The organism is Citrobacter sp. Cf087, assembly GCF_030334285.1.
GTDB classification, from domain to species: Bacteria; Pseudomonadota; Gammaproteobacteria; order Enterobacterales; family Enterobacteriaceae; genus Citrobacter; species Citrobacter freundii.
In genome coordinates this window covers 682628-700616 of the sequence record NZ_JAOWED010000022.1, presented here as the reverse complement: position 1 = coordinate 700616, position 17989 = coordinate 682628, and the positions used below count along the sequence as shown (strand labels likewise).

Here is a 17989-nt window from a genome sequence, read left to right as displayed (position 1 = left end):
CCTGAGCATCTCCATCCGGCATTAGTCCAATCAAGCAAGGCACAGCGTCGAACGATGTTTCGCAGATTCGATACCCAGCTCAATCAGCTCCATAATTTGGATAGCCTGTCTCGCCGGTACCGGGTTTTCACCGTTACCGTTTAGCGCATCACGAATGCCAGCATAGTACGCCGGATAGTTGCCTGGTACAGTAAGCCAGGTTTCTTCAACCTGCTCTTCGCCTTCTACTCGCGTCAAAACGCCATCGCGCATATCATAACCCCAGTCTTCCTGTGGTAGTCGCTCGCCATTTTTCAGACGCTCTTCCTGCGGGTCAAGACCATACTTCACATAGCTGCCACGCGATCCGTGCACAATATAACGGGCCGATTCTGCGGCAGCGAGCATGGTGCCATGCAGGATCACACGACGCTGCGGATACGTCAGGATGGCATGGAAGTAATCCGTCGCCTGCGCGCCCGGACGCAACTGGGCCAGGTCTACCGTCAGGCTGACGGGCAAACCAAACAGATTAATCGCCTGATCCAAAAGATGCGGTGCTAAATCGTACCAGATACCGCTTCCCGGACCGCCCTGTTCACGCCAACGGTCACGAACCTGCGGGCGGAAACGATCGAAATGGGATTCGAAATACGCCACCTCTCCCAAAACACCATCCGCCAGCAGAGCTTTCAGCGTCAGAAAATCACTGTCCCAGCGACGGTTATGGAACACAGACAGCACGCGCCCGAGGCTGCGCGCCAGCGTATCCAGCTCACGAGCTTGTGACAGTGTCACAGTAAAAGGCTTATCAACAACCACATGTTTGCCCGCTTCCAGCGCAGCTTTCGCTAATGGAAAGTGTGTGTCATTAGGCGTGGGGATCACAATCAGGTCGATATTTGGATCGTTAAAAAGATGCTTAGGCTCAGCAACAACCGCCACCGTAGGCCAGTCTGCCTTCACTTTTGCTTCATCACTACTGGAAACTGCAGCCAGTTCCAGGCCCGGCGTGCCCACAATCAGGGGGGCATGGAAGGTTTTACTGGCATAACCATAGCCAATTAGCCCAACGCGGATGTTGTCATTCATGTTATTGCCTCTCAATTCAGGACTGACCTATTTCACACCATACCTTGCAACGTCTCAATAGTTTAATAACCTTTGCGCTACAAAGGTTGCTTTTAACTTAAGTCAAACATATGCCACTTATGCTTAACTTGCAGCGAAAAAGAGGGAGAAATCGTTCCCAACCATCTTGCTGTATTAATGAGAGATTAGTAACATTTGCAGCCTGTGTTTATGGATAAATCAAAGCAAATGTCATCAGTAATGAATCGTCTTATTGAATTAACAGGTTGGATTGTTCTCGCCGTCTCCGTGATCCTGCTGGGTGTTGCCAATCATATTGACAATTACCAGCCACCAGAGCCCGTTGCAGCAGTGCAGAAGAAATAAGCATCCGCAACCTTTTATTGCCCGGCAATTAACATTGGTAGTTGCAGGGTTTGCCGGTAAAAGATCGCTTTCTGTCAAAAAAAGCGAATTATGCCGCATCCCGCTCCGCTGCATATTGCCAGCGATCGCTAAGCGCGTTACCCTTGCCGAAGACGCGCATAGCGCCTGCTTTTTCACAGGTATGAACACTCTTCTTACATTTGCACGTAAATCCGCTTTTACCTGTGCACGTTGTTTATTTTTATATTTTCTACTCCGTTGGTATTATTTTATTAATATGGATCTGCATTTATGACTGTTCAGGATTACTTATTAAAATTCCGCAAAATCAGTTCACTCGAAAGTCTGGAAAAACTTTTCGACCATTTAAACTACACGCTCACCGACGATAGCGACATGATCAATATGTACCGTGCCGCAGACCATCGCCGTGCGGAGCTTATATCCGGAGGCCGTCTGTTTGATGTTGGTCAGGTACCTAAATCAGTCTGGCATTACGTGCAATAGAGAAGAAAGTAGCGCTCAACGTTAAAAGCTTTATAATAATTGCCCCAAAATGAATGGCATGATTGATTGCGCGCGTAAAACTGGAGAAGAGATGACTACCACACCGGCACAACGTATCGGAGGCTGGCTACTTGGGCCACTGGCCTGGCTGTTAGTCGCGTTGTTGAGCGCTTCGCTGGCGTTATTACTTTATGTCACTGCGCTGGCAACACCGCAAACCTTCAAAACGCTGGGTGAGCAAAGTACAGCAAATTTGCTGTTATGGGGCGTCTCCTTTGTTACCGCGATCGCCATGTGGTATTACACACTGTGGCTGACAATTGCGTTTTTCAAACGCAGAGCCTGTGTGCCCAAGCATTACATTCTGTGGCTGCTGATCTCCGTGTTGCTGGCGATTAAAGCGTTTGCGTTTTCACCCGTCCCAGACGCTTTTGCCGTGCGCCAACTGCTGTTCCCATTATTGGCCGCAGCACTGTTGGTGCCCTACTTCAAGCGATCGCAGCGCGTTAAATCGACGTTTGTGAACCCGTAATAACCCTACAGTTAACCTGTTGTCGCCTGTTGTAGATTGTCAGATAATAGGCGGCTTTTTTATTTCAGGCCGAAAAATGACTGATTACCTGCTGCTGTTTGTCGGAACTGTACTGGTCAATAACTTTGTACTGGTCAAGTTTCTGGGCCTCTGCCCGTTTATGGGCGTTTCCAAAAAACTGGAAACCGCAATGGGTATGGGCCTTGCCACGACGTTTGTCATGACACTGGCATCCATCTGCGCATGGCTGATTGATACCTGGATCCTAATCCCGCTCAATCTCATCTATCTGCGCACGCTGGCTTTTATTCTGGTTATCGCCGTCGTCGTGCAGTTTACCGAAATGGTTGTGCGCAAAACCAGCCCTGCGCTGTACCGCCTGCTGGGGATCTTCCTACCGCTGATCACGACTAACTGCGCAGTGTTAGGTGTGGCGCTGCTGAACATCAACCTCGGCCATAACTTTTTACAGTCGGCGCTATACGGTTTTTCCGCCGCCGTCGGCTTCTCGCTGGTGATGGTACTGTTCGCCGCGATCCGCGAACGCCTCGCCGTGGCGGACGTCCCAGCGCCGTTTCGCGGGAATGCGATTGCGCTGATTACCGCTGGTTTAATGTCATTGGCCTTTATGGGCTTTAGTGGTTTGGTGAAGTTGTAATGAATGCTATCTGGATTGCCGTTGCCGCAGTGAGTGTACTGGGTCTGGCGTTCGGCGCTATTTTGGGGTACGCCTCACGACGTTTTGCCGTTGAAGATGATCCGGTCGTGGAGAAAATTGATGAAATTCTCCCGCAAAGCCAGTGTGGGCAGTGCGGCTATCCGGGCTGTCATCCTTACGCTGAAGCGATCGGCTCTCAGGGTGAAAAAATTAACCGTTGCGCCCCCGGTGGCGAAGCGGTGATGTTAAAAATTGCCGCCCTGCTAAACGTCGATCCGCAGCCTATTGATGGTGATGAACAAGACGTTACGCCGGTGCGTATGCTGGCGGTCATTGATGAAAATAACTGTATCGGGTGCACTAAGTGTATTCAGGCCTGCCCGGTCGATGCGATCGTGGGCGCGACCCGCGCCATGCACACGGTAATGAGCGATCTCTGCACTGGATGCAACCTGTGTGTTGACCCGTGCCCGACGCAATGCATTGAATTACGCCCGGTAGCCGAGACACCCGATAGCTGGAAATGGGATTTAAACACCATCCCTGTGCGCATCATTCCCGTGGAACAACATGTTTAAGTTATTCTCTGCATTCAGAAAAAATAAAATCTGGGACTTTGATGGTGGCATTCATCCACCAGAAATGAAAACCCAGTCAAACGGAACACCGTTGCGACAGGTTCCGCTGGCACCGCGTTTTGTTATTCCGCTGAAACAACATATTGGTGCGGAGGGTGAACTGTGCGTAAACGTGGGTGACACCGTGCTGCGTGGTCAGGCATTAACCCGCGGGCGTGGCAAAATGCTTCCAGTCCATGCGCCAACATCAGGTACCGTGGTTGCCATTGCCCCGCACTCCACCGCACATCCTTCGGCACTGGCTGAGTTGAGCGTTATCATAGACGCCGATGGCGAAGACCGCTGGATTGAGCGAGACGGCTGGACCGATTACCGCTCCCACAGCCGGGAAGAGCTGATTGCGCGTATTCATCAGTTCGGCGTCGCCGGGCTGGGTGGCGCAGGTTTTCCCACCGGCGTTAAACTGCAGGGCGGCGGAGATAAAATTGAAACGCTGATCATTAACGCCGCTGAATGCGAGCCGTACATTACAGCAGATGACCGCCTGATGCAGGACTGTGCGGCGCAGGTCGTCGAAGGGATCCGTATCCTGGCGCACATTCTTCAGCCACGCGAGATCCTCCTCGGCATAGAAGATAACAAACCACAGGCAATATCTATGCTGCGCGCGGTGCTGGCTGATTCACACGACATCAGTTTACGCGTGATCCCCACCAAGTACCCTTCCGGCGGGGCTAAACAGTTAACACAAATCCTGACTGGCAAGCAGGTTCCCCACGGTGGACGCTCCTCAGATATCGGCGTATTGATGCAAAACGTCGGAACCGCCTATGCAATTAAACGTGCAGTAATTGACGGTGAGCCGATCACCGAACGTGTCGTGACGCTTACCGGTGAAGCCGTCAGCCGTCCGGGCAACGTCTGGGCGCGTTTGGGCACGCCGGTTCGTCATCTGCTCAACGACGCGGGCTTTTGCCCTTCCGCCGACCAGATGGTGATTATGGGCGGACCGCTGATGGGATTTACGCTGCCATGGCTGGATGTCCCGGTGGTGAAGATTACCAACTGTCTTCTGGCCCCCTCTGCCAGTGAAATGGGTGAAACGCCGGAAGAGAAAGGCTGCATTCGCTGTAGCGCATGCGCCGATGCCTGTCCGGCGGATCTCCTGCCACAACAGCTTTATTGGTTCAGTAAAGGGCAACAGCACGACAAAGCAACGGCCCACAATATCGCCGACTGCATTGAATGCGGTGCCTGCGCCTGGGTATGCCCAAGCAATATTCCGTTGGTGCAGTATTTCCGCCAGGAAAAAGCCGAGATTTACGCCATTAGCCAGGAAGAAAAACGAGCCGCTGAAGCGAAAGCACGGTTTGAAGCCCGACAGGCGCGCCTTGAACGTGAAAAAGCAGCGCGTCTTGAACGCCATAAGAGCGCCGCTGCTCAACCGGCGGCCAAAGACCATGATGCCATTGCCGCCGCGCTGGCTCGCGTAAAAGAAAAACAGGCTCAGGCGCTGCAGCCGGTAGTAATTCAGGCAGGTGAAAAACCTGACAATAGCACAGTGATTGCCGCACGCGAGGCGCGTAAGGCGCAAGCTCGTGCTTCCCGTAAGGAAAATTCGCCGCAAAGTGAAGGCAGCAGCACGGGTACGGATCCGCGTAAAGCTGCCGTCGAAGCGGCAATTGCTCGCGCCAAAGCCCGCAAGCTCGAGCAGCAGGCGGTACCGGAAACAGCCGAACCGGTTGATCCACGCAAAGCCGCCGTGGAAGCGGCCATCGCCCGCGCTAAGGCCCGCAAGCTCGAGCAGCAGGTGGTACCGGAAACAGCCGAACCGGCTGATCCACGCAAAGCCGCCGTGGAAGCGGCAATCGCCCGCGCTAAGGCCCGCAAGCTCGAGCAGCAGGTGGTACCGGAAACAGCCGAACCGGTTGATCCACGTAAAGCCGCCGTGGAAGCGGCAATCGCCCGCGCTAAGGCCCGCAAGCTCGAGCAGCAGGCGGTACCGGAAACAGCCGAACCGGCTGATCCACGCAAAGCCGCCGTCGCGGCCGCTATCGCACGCGCTCAGGCAAAGAAAGCCGCACAGCAGCAGGTTGTTAACGAGGAATAAATGGTATTCAGAATAGCAAGCTCCCCTTATACCCATAACCAGCGCCAGACATCACGTATCATGATGTTGGTGTTACTTGCGGCATTGCCGGGGATCGCCGCACAGCTGTGGTTCTTCGGCTGGGGTACGTTGTTCCAGATAATTCTGGCCGCCATCAGCGCTATCGCAGCCGAAGCGGGCGTGCTTAAACTGCGTAAACAACCCATTGTGCCGATTTTAAAAGACAACTCTGCGTTACTCACCGGGTTGCTGCTGGCCGTGAGTATTCCCCCGCTCGCCCCCTGGTGGATGGTGGTATTGGGCACGGTATTCGCGGTTATCATTGCGAAACAGCTGTATGGCGGTCTCGGTCAGAACCCGTTTAACCCTGCCATGATTGGTTACGTCGTGCTGCTAATCTCATTTCCAGTACAGATGACCAGTTGGCTGCCGCCGCACGAAATTGCGGCTACAGTGCCTGGGTTCTTTGACGCGCTGAACGTTATCCTTAGCGGCCATACAGTCAGCGGTGGGGATATGAATACACTGCGTATGGGCATTGATGGTATCAGTCAGGCAACGCCTCTCGATACCTTTAAGACATCACTGCATGCCGGGCATACCGTTGAACAGGTGATGCAATACCCGATTTACAGCGGTGTGCTGGCAGGCGCGGGCTGGCAGTGGGTTAATCTTGCCTGGCTGGCGGGTGGTATCGTTCTGTTATGGCAGGGGGCGATTCGCTGGCATATCCCGGTTAGCTTCCTGCTGTCGCTCGCAGTTTGCGCCACTCTGGGATGGTTGTTCTCACCTGAGTCACTCGCGTCTCCTCAGTTACACCTGCTTTCCGGCGCAACCATGCTGGGTGCATTTTTTATTCTTACCGACCCCGTTACGGCCTCGACAACTAACCGCGGCCGCCTGATTTTTGGCGCACTTGCGGGGTTGTTAGTATGGTTGATTCGCAGTTTTGGCGGTTATCCTGACGGTGTAGCCTTTGCCGTATTACTGGCAAATATCACGGTTCCCCTGATTGATTATTACACCCGCCCTCGCGTGTACGGACATCGCTAAGGACTCCCAATGCTGAAAACGATTCGTAAACACGGTATTACGCTGGCACTGTTTGCTGCTGGTTCAACGGGATTAACCGCGGCAATCAATCAATTAACCAAGTCCACCATTGATGAACAGGCCGCGCTGCAGCAAAAGGCACTGTTCGATCAGGTGCTACCTGGCGATCGCTACAATAATAACTTGTCTGAGAGCTGTTATCTGGTCAATGCGCAGGCATTGGGCAAAGGTACTCACCGCGTGTATATTGCCCGCCAGGACGACCGTCCCGTTGCAGCAATTCTTGAAGCTACAGCACCAGATGGGTATTCCGGGGCGATTCAACTGCTTGTCGGTGTCGATTTTACGGGTACCGTGTTGGGTACGCGGGTAACTGAGCATCATGAAACCCCGGGACTGGGCGATAAAATCGAACTGCGACTGTCCGACTGGATCACCCACTTTAGCGGCAAAACGATCGCTACGGGTAACGATGCCCACTGGGCTGTGAAAAAAGACGGCGGCGACTTTGACCAGTTTACTGGCGCAACCATTACGCCGCGGGCGGTAGTGAACGCAGTAAAACGCGCCGGTTTGTATGCTCAGACGCTACCCGCGCAGCTTCCTCAACTTAGCGCCTGCGGAGAATAAACCATGAGCGAAATTAAAGACGTTATTGTCCAGGGGTTATGGAAAAATAACTCCGCGCTTGTGCAGCTACTCGGGATGTGTCCGCTGTTGGCCGTTACCTCTACCGCCACTAACGCGCTGGGGCTGGGGCTCGCGACGACGCTCGTTCTTACGCTGACCAACCTGACGATTTCGGCCCTTCGTCGCTGGACTCCACCTGAAATCCGTATTCCAATTTATGTCATGATCATCGCCTCCGTGGTGAGTGCGGTGCAGATGCTGATCAATGCCTATGCCTTTGGCCTGTATCAGTCTCTGGGCATCTTTATCCCGCTGATTGTGACCAACTGTATTGTTGTTGGCCGCGCAGAGGCCTTCGCCGCCAAAAAAGGCCCTGCATTATCCGCACTCGATGGTTTTTCCATCGGTATGGGGGCGACCGGCGCCATGTTTGTTCTGGGCTCGCTGCGCGAAATAATTGGTAACGGTACACTGTTTGATGGCGCAGACGGTTTGTTGGGTAGCTGGGCCAAAGTATTGCGCGTTGAGATCTTCCATACTGATACGCCGTTTCTGCTGGCCATGCTGCCACCAGGCGCGTTTATTGGTCTGGGCTTGATGCTGGCAGTTAAGTACCTGATTGATGAGAGAATGAAGAAACGTCGTGCCGAAGCGGCTGTCGCGGACAGTCCAACTGGTGAAACAGGGAATGTCTCATGAACAAAGCAAAACGTCTGGAAATACTGACTCGCCTGCGGGATAACAACCCGCATCCGACAACCGAGCTTAATTTTACATCGCCGTTTGAACTGCTGATTTCGGTCTTGCTTTCCGCTCAGGCCACCGATGTCAGCGTCAATAAAGCGACGGCTAAACTATACCCCGTCGCCAATACGCCTGCTGCGATGCTGGAGCTCGGAGTTGAAGGTGTTAAGTCCTACATCAAGACAATCGGTTTGTTTAACAGCAAAGCGGAAAACGTAATTAAAACCTGCCGCATTCTGCTGGAACAACATAATGGTGAAGTGCCTGAAGACCGTGCTGCGTTAGAAGCTCTCCCCGGCGTTGGGCGCAAGACGGCTAATGTGGTGTTAAATACCGCCTTTGGCTGGCCCACTATTGCCGTAGATACCCACATTTTCCGGGTATGTAACCGGACACAATTCGCCCCAGGTAAAAACGTCGAGCAGGTAGAAGAAAAGCTACTGAAAGTCGTACCCAGTGAATTTAAAGTCGATTGCCACCACTGGTTAATTCTTCATGGCCGCTACACCTGTATAGCCAGAAAGCCACGTTGTGGTTCCTGTATCATCGAAGATCTCTGCGAATTCAAAGAGAAAGTCGATATCTAATGCTGCCGGGGCATCCTCTTTGCCCCATACATACATAACGTTTAGTTATGCACTCCCCAAAGTTTCTTTTCCCGACAATGATGCCATTCAATTGCTCAAATCTAATGCAATATTCTTGTTAATTAACACCTGAGCAGGTTAATCGTTTTTTTAGCAAAAGAAATTTCTATCTATACGTGATCCAGATCATCCAGCTAACACAATGTTAATAAGTTTTTATTTTTTAGTTAAGATGACAATTAGATGACCTAACTGCACAGTTTCTAAACAAAACATTACACTGCCTATTTTTCAGATAATGGCCTATATCACTGGATTCAACCTTAAATAGCAGAACATATCGCCACGTTGCGGTTTTAGCGGTGATTAAACAGTGTAAAAATCTGCCATTTTACAAATGAAGAAATTTAACGCTAGATAACATTTCGCAGCCCCGACGATTTCACCAGTCATGATATATGTAACAGATTATTACAAACCACTTGTCTGAATGGTCAAGATAGTGAACATTACTTGCCGTTTCCCCTCCCACTATAACAATCGGACGGATGAACTTGACTCATCACGTACCTGAACACCCCCGTTGATATGGGATGTAAAAAAAGAGGTAAAAGTGTCTACTGCAAACAATAAACCAACAGAAAGCGTAAGTTTAAACGCCTTCAAACAACCAAAAGCGTTCTATCTCATTTTCTCTATTGAGCTGTGGGAACGTTTTGGCTATTACGGCCTGCAAGGGATTATGGCCGTCTACCTGGTTAAACAGCTGGGTATGTCAGAAGCGGATTCCATCACCCTTTTCTCGTCCTTTAGCGCCCTGGTGTACGGTCTGGTTGCCATTGGCGGCTGGTTAGGTGATAAAGTTCTGGGAACAAAACGTGTCATTATGCTGGGTGCCGTTGTCCTGGCCATCGGTTATGCGTTGGTAGCATGGTCCGGTCACGATGCGGGTATCGTTTATATGGGCATGGCGGCTATCGCGGTCGGTAACGGCCTGTTTAAAGCAAACCCATCCTCCCTGCTCTCTACCTGCTATGCCAAAGATGACCCGCGTCTTGATGGTGCATTTACCATGTACTACATGTCCGTCAACATCGGTTCATTCTTCTCTATGCTGGCAACGCCATGGTTAGCTGCGCGTTACGGCTGGAGCACTGCGTTCGCGCTGAGCGTCGTGGGTATGCTGATTACCGTTGTTAACTTCGCATTCTGTCAGCGCTGGGTTAAACAATACGGTTCTAAACCTGACTTTGAACCAATCAACTTCCGTAACCTGCTGCTGACTATCGTTGGCGTTGTGGTTCTGATCGCGATTGCGACCTGGCTGCTGCACAACCAGCAGATCGCACGTATGGTTCTGGGTGTAATTGCTATCGGTATCGTGTTTATCTTCGGTAAAGAAGCCTTCACCATGAAAGGCGCTGCACGTCGTAAAATGATCGTCGCCTTCATTCTGATGCTGGAAGCGATTATCTTCTTCGTGCTGTACAGCCAGATGCCGACCTCACTGAACTTCTTTGCGATTCGTAACGTTGAGCACTCTATTCTTGGCATTGCTTTCGAACCTGAACAGTACCAGGCGCTGAACCCGTTCTGGATCATCATTGGTAGCCCAATCCTCGCCGCTATCTATAACAAGATGGGCGATACCCTGCCGATGCCGACCAAGTTTGCGATTGGTATGGTGCTGTGTTCCGGTGCATTCCTGATCCTGCCGCTGGGCGCGAAATTCGCTACCGATGCGGGCATCGTTTCCGTTAACTGGCTGATTATCTGCTATGGCCTGCAAAGTATCGGTGAGCTGATGATCTCCGGTCTGGGTCTGGCAATGGTGGCACAGCTGGTTCCGCAACGCCTGATGGGCTTCATCATGGGTAGCTGGTTCCTGACCACTGCCGGTGCAAACATCATCGGTGGCTACGTCGCTAACATGATGGCTGTACCAGAGAACGTGACTGACCCGCTGATGTCCCTTGAAGTCTACGGTCGCGTGTTCCTGCAGATTGGTGTTGCGACGGCTGTTATCGCTGTTCTGATGCTGCTGACGGCTCCGAAACTGAACCGTATGACTCAGGATGACGAAGCCGATGAGAAAGCCGCTAAGGCCGCGACAGCGTAATTCTCAGGGAAACTCATTTTCAGGCCGCTAACTGTTGTTAGCGGCTTTTTTTTTGCATGAGGTAGCACTACCATACGATATACCTCAGCCAAAAGGAGTTACCGATGAAACTGTTCTACAAACCGGGCGCTTGTTCTCTCGCTTCCCACATCACACTTCGTGAGAGCGGTAAAGATTTCACGCTGGATGGTGTTGATCTGATGAAGAAACGTCTGGAAAATGGCGATGATTTTTTCGCGGTAAACCCAAAAGGGCAAGTTCCCGCACTGCTGCTGGATGACGGTACGCTACTTACCGAAGGTGTCGCCATCATGCAATACCTGGCGGACAGCGTGCCAGACCGTCAGCTCCTTGCCCCTACCAGCAGCCTCTCCCGTTACAAAACCATCGAATGGCTTAACTACATTGCGACAGAACTGCATAAAGGCTTTACGCCACTGTTCCGTCCCGATACGCCGGAAGACTTCAAGCCAACCGTTCGCGCGCTGCTGGAGAAAAAAATGCAGTATGTGAACGACTCGCTAAAAGATAACCAATGGATCTGCGGCCCGCGCTTCAGCATCGCCGATGCCTACCTGTTTACCGTACTGCGTTGGGCCTATGCGGTTAAGCTGAATATGGCAGGATTAAGCCATATTGACGCGTATATGGCGCGTATGGCTGAACGCCCGGCGGTTGCCGCGGCGCTTAAAGCAGAAGGGTTAAATTAATTGTTGCTGCCGGGTGGTGCTTGCGCTTGCCCGGCCTACAGCTAAAAATATGCCCGATAAGCGTGAACGCCATCGGGCATTGATTACAGCTGCGTTGCGCTGAAGTAGTGCTCAGGCTTCGCGATGCGATCCTGCGCGGCCACCACCTGCAGCTCATACTCGTGCATATCTTTGGTGGCGATCATCACTTCGTACACTGCCGCAGTCACATGCTCAAGCGCCTGCTGTAAAGACGCGCCCTGTAACAGTTTCACCAGCAACAAGCCACTGGTAACATCACCCACACCAACCGGTTGACGTGTGCCAAAATCGACCAGCGGGCGACTGATATGCCACGCCTGCTCAGCGGTGACCAGCAGCATCTCGAAACGGTCGGTGCTAATACCTGCGCGTGCCAGATGCTTCACCAGTACAATTTCAGGTCCCTGAGCGATCAGTTCACGCGCCGCCGCAACAGCCTCATCAACATTGTTCACCGCATGCTCGCACAGAATTTCGAGCTCAACCAAATTCGGGGCAATAATGTCACTAGCCGGAAGCGCATGACGAACATGAAATTCCGCCACACCCGGAGCTACGATACATCCCTTTTCAGGGTGTCCCATCACCGGATCGCAAAAGTACTTTGCCTGCGGGTTGGCCGCTTTTACTTTACGTACAATACCCAGAATATGCTCGCCCTGTTCAGCTGAGCCAAGATAGCCGCTCAGTACTGCGTCACAGGTCTGGAGTTTATCAATATCAGCAATGCCCTGGACAATTTCAGTCAGGTGGCTCGGCGGCATAACGCAACCGGTCCATTTGCCATACTGCGTGTGGTTTGAAAACTGGACGGTATTCAACGGCCAGACGTTCGCGCCAAGACGACGCATCGGAAATTCTGCTGCACTGTTGCCCGCATGGCCAAAAACAACGTGGGACTGGATGGCGAGGATATTCTTCATTTTACTTATCACAACCCTGAAAAAATAAAGGGGCGTAGTTTCCCACGCCCCTGCTAACGCAATCTTACTTCCAGCAAATCAGACAATAGTTCTTCTTGCCACGGCGCAGTAAGGTATAGCGCCCGAACAGGATATCACTCTCCTGGAAGAAATATTCCGGATCGGACTGCTTCTCACCGTTGATGGTCACTGCGTTAGACGCAATGGTCTTACGGGCCTGACCGCGAGAAGGTTGCAGTTCGGAGTCCACCAGCGCCTGCATCAAATCGGCACCTTTGTCCATCTCGATCATCGGCACGCCATCCTGCGCCAGCTGTTCGAAATCTGCTTCACTCAAATCGCTGAGATTGCCGTTGAACAAGCTTTCGGTAATGCGTTTTGCCGCGACCAGACCTTCTTCACCGTGAACCAGACGCGTAACCTGTTCGGCCAGAACATACTGGGCACGCGGCGCTTTACCGCTGTTTTTATCTTCTTCTTCCAGCGCATTGATCTCTTCAATATCCATGAAAGTGAAGAATTTCAGGAAGCGATAAACGTCCGCATCGGCGGTGTTGATCCAGAACTGGTAGAATTTGTACGGACTGGTTTTCTTCGGATCCAGCCACACTGCGCCGCCTTCCGTCTTACCGAATTTGGTGCCATCAGCTTTAGTAATCAGTGGTACGGTCAGACCAAACACCTGATTCTGGTGCAGACGACGGGTCAAATCGATACCCGAAGTAATGTTACCCCACTGGTCAGAACCACCAATCTGCAGTGCCACGCCGTGCAGCTTATTCAGGCAGGCAAAGTCATAACCCTGCAGCAGGTTGTAAGAAAACTCAGTAAAGGAGATCCCCTGATCGTCACGGTTCAGACGCTGCTTAACCGCTTCTTTGTTGATCATCTGGTTGACGGAGAAGTGTTTGCCGATATCACGCAGGAAAGTCAGTACGTTCATACTGCCAAACCAGTCGTAGTTGTTCGCAGCAATCGCCGAGTTGTCGCCACAGTCGAAATCGAGGAACGGTGCAACCTGTTTGCGGATTTTATCCACCCACTCCTGCACAGTGTCTTCGGTATTCAGTTTACGCTCGGCGGCTTTAAAGCTCGGGTCACCAATCAGACCGGTTGCGCCACCTACCAGTGCGACAGGCTTATGGCCTGCCTGCTGGAAGCGTTTCAGGCATAACAATGGAACCAGATGCCCCAAATGCAAGCTGTCAGCGGTAGGATCGAAGCCGCAATAGAGCGCGATCGGGCCTTGCGCCAGTCGCTCTGCTAACGCTTCCTCGTCCGTCACCTGGGCCACCAGCCCCCGCTCTTGCAATTGTTTAATCAAGTTACTGCTTGCCATCAAAATCTCCATGTATAAAACGACTGCACCTTTGCCGGTACACGACTTTTCGCCTGATGCGAAAGAAACATAGAATAAAGCGCCGGATTGATCAGCACCAGCGCTTAAAACAAGAAATTTGCATCTTTAGGGGGCCAGGCGATCAATTTTCCACGCGTTATCTTCGCGTTGGTATAAAAAACGATCGTGTAAGCGGTTTTCACCACCTTGCCAGAACTCCATTTGCTCAATACTCACGCGAAAGCCGCCCCAGAAACTTGGCAGCGGAACTTCTCCTTGCTGAAACTTCTGCTTCAGTTCGAGAAATTTACTTTCAAGAATACCACGAGCTGAGATCCGGCTGGATTGCTTAGAGACCCAGGCGCCAATCTGGCTATCGCGTGGGCGACTGTGGAAGTATTTCACTACTTCTAACGTGGAGAGACGCTCAGCCTTGCCGATCACCATCACCTGCCGTTCCAGCGTATGCCAGGGAAATAAAAGGCTGATGCGTGGATTTTTCTCGATCTGATGCGCCTTACGGCTACCAAGGTTGGTATAGAACACCAGCCCTTTGTCATCATAATGTTTGAGTAACACGATACGCTGATACGGCTGGCCATTTTCATCGACGGTCGCAACGACCATCGCGGTGGGATCGGCCAGTTTGGCGTCACAGGCTTGCCCCAGCCAGCGCTCAAACAGCGCAAGGGGTTCGGCGGGAAGATCGCGGCGGCGAAGACCGCCTTTCGTGTATTCACGGCGCAGATGCGCGATTTGCTGCAATTCGTCGTTATCAGACATGATGTTGGGCTACGGATTGTCAGTGGGTGACGCTATTGTGCGCCGCCCAGGTGAAAATCTCAACGCTTCGGGTTCTGTAACTGACAGTTATTTAGCACAATTCTGTCTCGTTTATAGACCGTTGCCTCGTCGCCTTTAGACCAGAAAACGTAGATCCCATCGGTATAGCGCGCACCTGATGCCGACACGCCCTGTTTGAGGTTCAATAGCTGATTATCATAAACAAAGCTTGCCGTCTGGCGGGTATTGTTCAGCTTGACGGTAAGTGGTTTTTCGTCGCAGCGGTATTCGAGCGTATCCGTTTGCATACGCTCAACAAATTGGTTGTACACGCTACACCCGCTAAGCAGTACCGGCAGACACACTAACAATAGTTTTTTCATAGCCATATCCTGAAGACTTTCCTGGTCCCGGAGGGTAATGGCACCCTCCCTAATATCCCTAGTTTACCGGCATACGGTGCTGAATAATTTCAGTTAACTCTGAGTTCGTGGGTTAGCAGGATAAATCGCCCCTAAAACGCTCGGCTCTGATGCGCCAGTCACAGAAGGCAGATTTCCAGGTAATCCAGCCAGTGTCCGCCACGCCAGCCAGGCAAAGGCTAACGCTTCCATATCATCGCCGCTGATCCCGGCTTCATCCGTTGAGGTGACCTCTGTTCCCGGCAATAGTGCCGCCAGACGCATCATCAGCAGCGGATTACGGCTTCCTCCACCGCAGACCATGAGCCGTTCACAGCCGCCGCTTAGCATGACCTGCTCTGAAATGGTCACCGCGGTCAGTTCGGCAAGCGTCGCCTGCACATCCCGCGGACTAATCCCCGGGAACTGCACCAGATGACGTTCTATCCAGCCATAATTAAAATACTCACGACCAGTGCTTTTCGGCGCAGGCGCGGAGAAATAAGGGTCGTTAAGCATATTTTGCAGTAACGGTAGGATAACCATTCCCGAAATGGCCCACTGCGCATCTTTGTCGTAAGGTTGACCGCATTGCCGCCAGATCCAGGCATCCATCAGCATATTGCCCGGCCCGGTGTCGTATCCGCGAACGGGTTGTTGCGGAATAAGCAGAGACAGATTGGCAATCCCGCCGATGTTTAACACCATCCGCCGTTCCGTTGGATGTGCCAGCAGTGCCTGATGAAACGCGGGAACGAGCGGTGCACCCTGCCCGCCAAGGGCGATATCACGTCGACGAAAATCGCCGACTACGGTTATCCCTGTACGCGCAACAATCTGGTTGTTATCGCCAATTTGCAGCGTGTGTGGCGCAGCACCGTTCGGTTCATGCCACACGGTTTGCCCGTGGCAACCAATCGCAACGATATCCTGCGGTTTCAATTTTTCTTGCGCCAATAACGCATTCACTGCCTCAGCAAATAAATAACCGAGCTGTGCGTCCAACTGACCAAACTGAGAAAGTGTAAGCTGCTGCCCCTGGCAGATATCCAGAATCGCTTGTTTAACATGAATGGGGATGGGCCAGGTCAGACTCGCCTGCTGCGCAACCATCGTTTCATCTATTGTCGCCAGCACAACATCGACGCCATCAAGGCTGGTTCCAGACATTACACCGATAAAACGGCCCGATTTCATAGGTCATCCTTTTAAGCAAATTAGCCTTGACACTCAACCATAAAGTGTCGACTAATGCCATGCTTCCTTAATGATTTTTGGTGGCTAATCATTACAATGATCGTTTAATTACATCAATTACATGAATGATTCGTTTATACTCGGTTGATCCGATTTCGGTTAAGATTTTCATATTGTTCCAGTAGAACATGTGATCTTAGGCTCACAAATGCCATATAATTTAACCATGAAGGGTGCTTTATTAGCGTTTCGTGGTGACAAAGGAGATTTGTAAATGATTAAACGTGTGCTGATTGTTTCATTAATGGGCGTATCTTTAGCGGGTTGCGTTAACAATGATAGCCTTTCAGGTGACGTGTATACCGCATCCGAAGCGAAACAAGTTCAGAACGTTACCTACGGTACGATTGTTCATGTTCGTCCGGTGCAAATCCAGGGTGGCGATGACGCAAACGTGATTGGTGCTATTGGTGGTGCGGTACTCGGCGGGTTCCTCGGTAACACCGTCGGCGGCGGTACGGGTCGTTCATTAGCGACGGCTGCAGGCGCAGTTGCCGGTGGCGTAGCGGGTCAAGGCGTACAAGGTGCGATGAATAAAACCCAGGGTGTGGAACTGGAAATCCGTAAGGATGATGGTAATACCATCATGGTGGTTCAGAAACAGGGTGCGACCAAGTTTTCAGCCGGCCAGCGCGTTGTTATGGCTAACAACGGCAGCCAGGTTACCGTGTCTCCACGCTAATCAAATTCACGTGTGGTCAGACTCTGGCCACACGTCATTTGTTGCTTCAGCCCTGTGACTGCAGCTCAATAATATTGTGTTCCAGCCTGGCGACCAGTTTAATCAGCAGATCAATTTCCTCAGCTGAAATCCCTTCCAAAATTTCTCCACGCGTCTTGTTGATAACCGCTTCCATATCAGCGATCAGCGGCTCTGCTTTTTCTGTCAGTTTAATTCTCTTTGCCCGACGATCGCTGGCGCAAGTCTGTCGTGAAATGAGTCCCTTTTCCTCTAACTGGTCAAGCGTACGTACCAACGAAGGTTGCTCGATGCCAATCGCTTTAGCCAACTGAATCTGCGATTGATCCGGCGGCAACTGATGAATGTTGTGCAGCGTAACCCAATGCGTCTGCGTCAACTCCAGAGGTTTCAGGCGATGGTCAATCAGAGCACGCCAAATGCGCACCAACCGTGCCAGATCAGAACCTAATGGCGATTCCAATTTCATCTCCTTATAATTAGCTTGCTAAGTTATTGTGCTGATTTTAGAATAGTGTGCAGCATTTGTATTCCCAAAACAAATGTATTGCCAAATTTGCTTACCGGCTGACATTTTTTCAGACATCATGCGTTACGGAGACTCATTGTCTCTTTTTTGCTAAACCTATAGCAATGCTCTCTTCCGCCAAGGATTTTGCCCGTGAAGTTTATGTTTAATGCAACAGGATTGCCCCTACAAGATTTAATGATCGGCGCATCTGTCTACTTCCCTCCTGTTTTCAAGGCGATTGTAGCAGGCTTTATTCTCTGGTTGGTTGTTCATCGCCTACTGCGCGACTGGATTTACTCTGGCGAAATCTGGCATCCCTTGTTAATGGATCTGTCACTCTTTACGCTTTGCGTATGTCTGGCCTTTGTTATGCTGATAGCGTGGTGATT

At 51.6% G+C, this 17989-nt stretch carries 21 protein-coding genes; 14 read left to right on the top strand and 7 right to left on the bottom strand.

Annotated features, from left to right (window positions below; genetic code table 11):
• Window positions 1-30 precede the first annotated feature (30 nt).
• Window positions 31-1071, bottom strand: coding sequence for an oxidoreductase (locus tag OGV57_RS05495; RefSeq protein WP_032935818.1), 1041 nt, complete (start codon window positions 1069-1071; stop codon window positions 31-33).
• A 240-nt stretch (window positions 1072-1311) separates the two neighbouring features.
• On the opposite strand from OGV57_RS05495, the gene blr reads away from it, so the two are divergent.
• The 12 genes from blr (at window position 1312) to gstA (ending at window position 11665) form a co-directional block, all read left to right on the top strand.
• On the top strand, window positions 1312-1437 hold the full coding sequence (blr, locus tag OGV57_RS05490; protein WP_003029134.1) for a division septum protein Blr: 126 nt from the start codon (window positions 1312-1314) through the stop codon (window positions 1435-1437).
• Between the two features lie 291 nt (window positions 1438-1728).
• Complete coding sequence (gene ydgT, locus OGV57_RS05485; RefSeq protein ID WP_003029138.1) at window positions 1729-1944, top strand: transcription modulator YdgT; 216 nt, start codon at window positions 1729-1731, stop codon at window positions 1942-1944.
• A gap of 91 nt (window positions 1945-2035) precedes the next feature.
• Complete coding sequence (locus OGV57_RS05480) at window positions 2036-2476, top strand: DUF2569 domain-containing protein (protein WP_003832803.1); 441 nt, start codon at window positions 2036-2038, stop codon at window positions 2474-2476.
• A gap of 76 nt (window positions 2477-2552) precedes the next feature.
• Window positions 2553-3134 carry an electron transport complex subunit RsxA gene (gene rsxA / locus OGV57_RS05475; RefSeq protein ID WP_003029144.1) on the top strand — a complete coding sequence of 194 codons (582 nt, stop codon included), beginning with the start codon at window positions 2553-2555 and terminating at the stop codon, window positions 3132-3134.
• Window positions 3134-3712 (top strand): electron transport complex subunit RsxB, encoded by a 579-nt coding sequence (gene rsxB, locus OGV57_RS05470; RefSeq protein ID WP_003029148.1) that lies wholly within the window; start codon window positions 3134-3136, stop codon window positions 3710-3712. The genes rsxA and rsxB overlap by 1 nt, the downstream gene beginning before the upstream one ends.
• Window positions 3705-5822 carry an electron transport complex subunit RsxC gene (rsxC, locus tag OGV57_RS05465; protein WP_054528356.1) on the top strand — a complete coding sequence of 706 codons (2118 nt, stop codon included), beginning with the start codon at window positions 3705-3707 and terminating at the stop codon, window positions 5820-5822. The genes rsxB and rsxC overlap by 8 nt, the downstream gene beginning before the upstream one ends.
• Window positions 5823-6875 carry an electron transport complex subunit RsxD gene (rsxD, locus tag OGV57_RS05460; protein ID WP_003836424.1) on the top strand — a complete coding sequence of 351 codons (1053 nt, stop codon included), beginning with the start codon at window positions 5823-5825 and terminating at the stop codon, window positions 6873-6875. It abuts the gene before it with no gap.
• Window positions 6876-6884: 9 nt separating this feature from the next.
• Entirely contained in the window at window positions 6885-7505 is a 621-nt protein-coding gene (rsxG, locus tag OGV57_RS05455; RefSeq protein WP_003029155.1) for an electron transport complex subunit RsxG, read from the top strand.
• 3 nt (window positions 7506-7508) lie between these two features.
• Complete coding sequence (locus tag OGV57_RS05450; RefSeq protein ID WP_003843545.1) at window positions 7509-8204, top strand: electron transport complex subunit E; 696 nt, start codon at window positions 7509-7511, stop codon at window positions 8202-8204.
• The gene (gene nth, locus OGV57_RS05445; protein WP_003029161.1) at window positions 8201-8836 is read left to right on the top strand and encodes an endonuclease III; all 636 of its coding nucleotides are present in this window, start codon (window positions 8201-8203) and stop codon (window positions 8834-8836) included. The genes OGV57_RS05450 and nth overlap by 4 nt, the downstream gene beginning before the upstream one ends.
• A 613-nt stretch (window positions 8837-9449) precedes the next feature.
• The gene (gene dtpA / locus OGV57_RS05440; protein ID WP_003029162.1) at window positions 9450-10955 is read left to right on the top strand and encodes a dipeptide/tripeptide permease DtpA; all 1506 of its coding nucleotides are present in this window, start codon (window positions 9450-9452) and stop codon (window positions 10953-10955) included.
• A 104-nt stretch (window positions 10956-11059) separates the two neighbouring features.
• Window positions 11060-11665, top strand: a complete 606-nt coding sequence (gene gstA, locus OGV57_RS05435; RefSeq protein ID WP_003029164.1) for a glutathione transferase GstA — start codon at window positions 11060-11062, stop codon at window positions 11663-11665.
• A gap of 83 nt (window positions 11666-11748) precedes the next feature.
• Here gstA and pdxY read toward each other — a convergent pair whose 3' ends face one another.
• The 5 genes from pdxY to anmK form a co-directional block, all read right to left on the bottom strand.
• The gene (gene pdxY, locus OGV57_RS05430) at window positions 11749-12609 is read right to left on the bottom strand and encodes a pyridoxal kinase PdxY (protein WP_054528355.1); all 861 of its coding nucleotides are present in this window, start codon (window positions 12607-12609) and stop codon (window positions 11749-11751) included.
• A gap of 64 nt (window positions 12610-12673) precedes the next feature.
• Window positions 12674-13948 carry a tyrosine--tRNA ligase gene (gene tyrS, locus OGV57_RS05425; protein WP_003836431.1) on the bottom strand — a complete coding sequence of 425 codons (1275 nt, stop codon included), beginning with the start codon at window positions 13946-13948 and terminating at the stop codon, window positions 12674-12676.
• Between the two features lie 126 nt (window positions 13949-14074).
• Window positions 14075-14731, bottom strand: a complete 657-nt coding sequence (gene pdxH / locus OGV57_RS05420) for a pyridoxamine 5'-phosphate oxidase (RefSeq protein WP_003029169.1) — start codon at window positions 14729-14731, stop codon at window positions 14075-14077.
• A gap of 59 nt (window positions 14732-14790) precedes the next feature.
• The gene (gene mliC, locus OGV57_RS05415; RefSeq protein WP_003029170.1) at window positions 14791-15120 is read right to left on the bottom strand and encodes a C-type lysozyme inhibitor; all 330 of its coding nucleotides are present in this window, start codon (window positions 15118-15120) and stop codon (window positions 14791-14793) included.
• Window positions 15121-15207: 87 nt separating this feature from the next.
• The gene (anmK, locus tag OGV57_RS05410) at window positions 15208-16329 is read right to left on the bottom strand and encodes an anhydro-N-acetylmuramic acid kinase (protein WP_054528354.1); all 1122 of its coding nucleotides are present in this window, start codon (window positions 16327-16329) and stop codon (window positions 15208-15210) included.
• 274 nt (window positions 16330-16603) lie between these two features.
• Here anmK and slyB point away from each other — a divergent pair, with 274 nt between their 5' ends.
• Entirely contained in the window at window positions 16604-17071 is a 468-nt protein-coding gene (slyB, locus tag OGV57_RS05405; RefSeq protein WP_003029175.1) for an outer membrane lipoprotein SlyB, read from the top strand.
• A gap of 46 nt (window positions 17072-17117) precedes the next feature.
• Here the strand turns inward: slyB and slyA are convergent, their stop codons facing one another.
• On the bottom strand, window positions 17118-17558 hold the full coding sequence (slyA, locus tag OGV57_RS05400) for a transcriptional regulator SlyA (protein WP_019076732.1): 441 nt from the start codon (window positions 17556-17558) through the stop codon (window positions 17118-17120).
• A gap of 192 nt (window positions 17559-17750) precedes the next feature.
• On the opposite strand from slyA, the gene OGV57_RS05395 reads away from it, so the two are divergent.
• Entirely contained in the window at window positions 17751-17987 is a 237-nt protein-coding gene (locus tag OGV57_RS05395) for a DUF1656 domain-containing protein (RefSeq protein ID WP_003029180.1), read from the top strand.
• Window positions 17988-17989 lie beyond the last annotated feature (2 nt).

What these genes read in the sequence shown, in the direction of transcription:
- pdxH (WP_003029169.1), bottom strand. Translation starts at nt 14,731, where the DNA reads ATGTCTGATAACGACGAATTGCAGCAAATCGCGCATCTGCGCCGTGAA.
- OGV57_RS05450 (WP_003843545.1), top strand. Translation starts at nt 7,509, where the DNA reads ATGAGCGAAATTAAAGACGTTATTGTCCAGGGGTTATGGAAAAATAAC.
- slyA (WP_019076732.1), bottom strand. Translation starts at nt 17,558, where the DNA reads ATGAAATTGGAATCGCCATTAGGTTCTGATCTGGCACGGTTGGTGCGC.
- nth (WP_003029161.1), top strand. Translation starts at nt 8,201, where the DNA reads ATGAACAAAGCAAAACGTCTGGAAATACTGACTCGCCTGCGGGATAAC.
- gstA (WP_003029164.1), top strand. Translation starts at nt 11,060, where the DNA reads ATGAAACTGTTCTACAAACCGGGCGCTTGTTCTCTCGCTTCCCACATC.
- rsxD (WP_003836424.1), top strand. Translation starts at nt 5,823, where the DNA reads ATGGTATTCAGAATAGCAAGCTCCCCTTATACCCATAACCAGCGCCAG.
- pdxY (WP_054528355.1), bottom strand. Translation starts at nt 12,609, where the DNA reads ATGAAGAATATCCTCGCCATCCAGTCCCACGTTGTTTTTGGCCATGCG.
- mliC (WP_003029170.1), bottom strand. Translation starts at nt 15,120, where the DNA reads ATGGCTATGAAAAAACTATTGTTAGTGTGTCTGCCGGTACTGCTTAGC.
- rsxG (WP_003029155.1), top strand. Translation starts at nt 6,885, where the DNA reads ATGCTGAAAACGATTCGTAAACACGGTATTACGCTGGCACTGTTTGCT.
- rsxC (WP_054528356.1), top strand. Translation starts at nt 3,705, where the DNA reads ATGTTTAAGTTATTCTCTGCATTCAGAAAAAATAAAATCTGGGACTTT.
- slyB (WP_003029175.1), top strand. Translation starts at nt 16,604, where the DNA reads ATGATTAAACGTGTGCTGATTGTTTCATTAATGGGCGTATCTTTAGCG.
- rsxB (WP_003029148.1), top strand. Translation starts at nt 3,134, where the DNA reads ATGAATGCTATCTGGATTGCCGTTGCCGCAGTGAGTGTACTGGGTCTG.
- OGV57_RS05495 (WP_032935818.1), bottom strand. Translation starts at nt 1,071, where the DNA reads ATGAATGACAACATCCGCGTTGGGCTAATTGGCTATGGTTATGCCAGT.
- blr (WP_003029134.1), top strand. Translation starts at nt 1,312, where the DNA reads ATGAATCGTCTTATTGAATTAACAGGTTGGATTGTTCTCGCCGTCTCC.
- tyrS (WP_003836431.1), bottom strand. Translation starts at nt 13,948, where the DNA reads ATGGCAAGCAGTAACTTGATTAAACAATTGCAAGAGCGGGGGCTGGTG.
- anmK (WP_054528354.1), bottom strand. Translation starts at nt 16,329, where the DNA reads ATGAAATCGGGCCGTTTTATCGGTGTAATGTCTGGAACCAGCCTTGAT.
- ydgT (WP_003029138.1), top strand. Translation starts at nt 1,729, where the DNA reads ATGACTGTTCAGGATTACTTATTAAAATTCCGCAAAATCAGTTCACTC.
- OGV57_RS05480 (WP_003832803.1), top strand. Translation starts at nt 2,036, where the DNA reads ATGACTACCACACCGGCACAACGTATCGGAGGCTGGCTACTTGGGCCA.
- rsxA (WP_003029144.1), top strand. Translation starts at nt 2,553, where the DNA reads ATGACTGATTACCTGCTGCTGTTTGTCGGAACTGTACTGGTCAATAAC.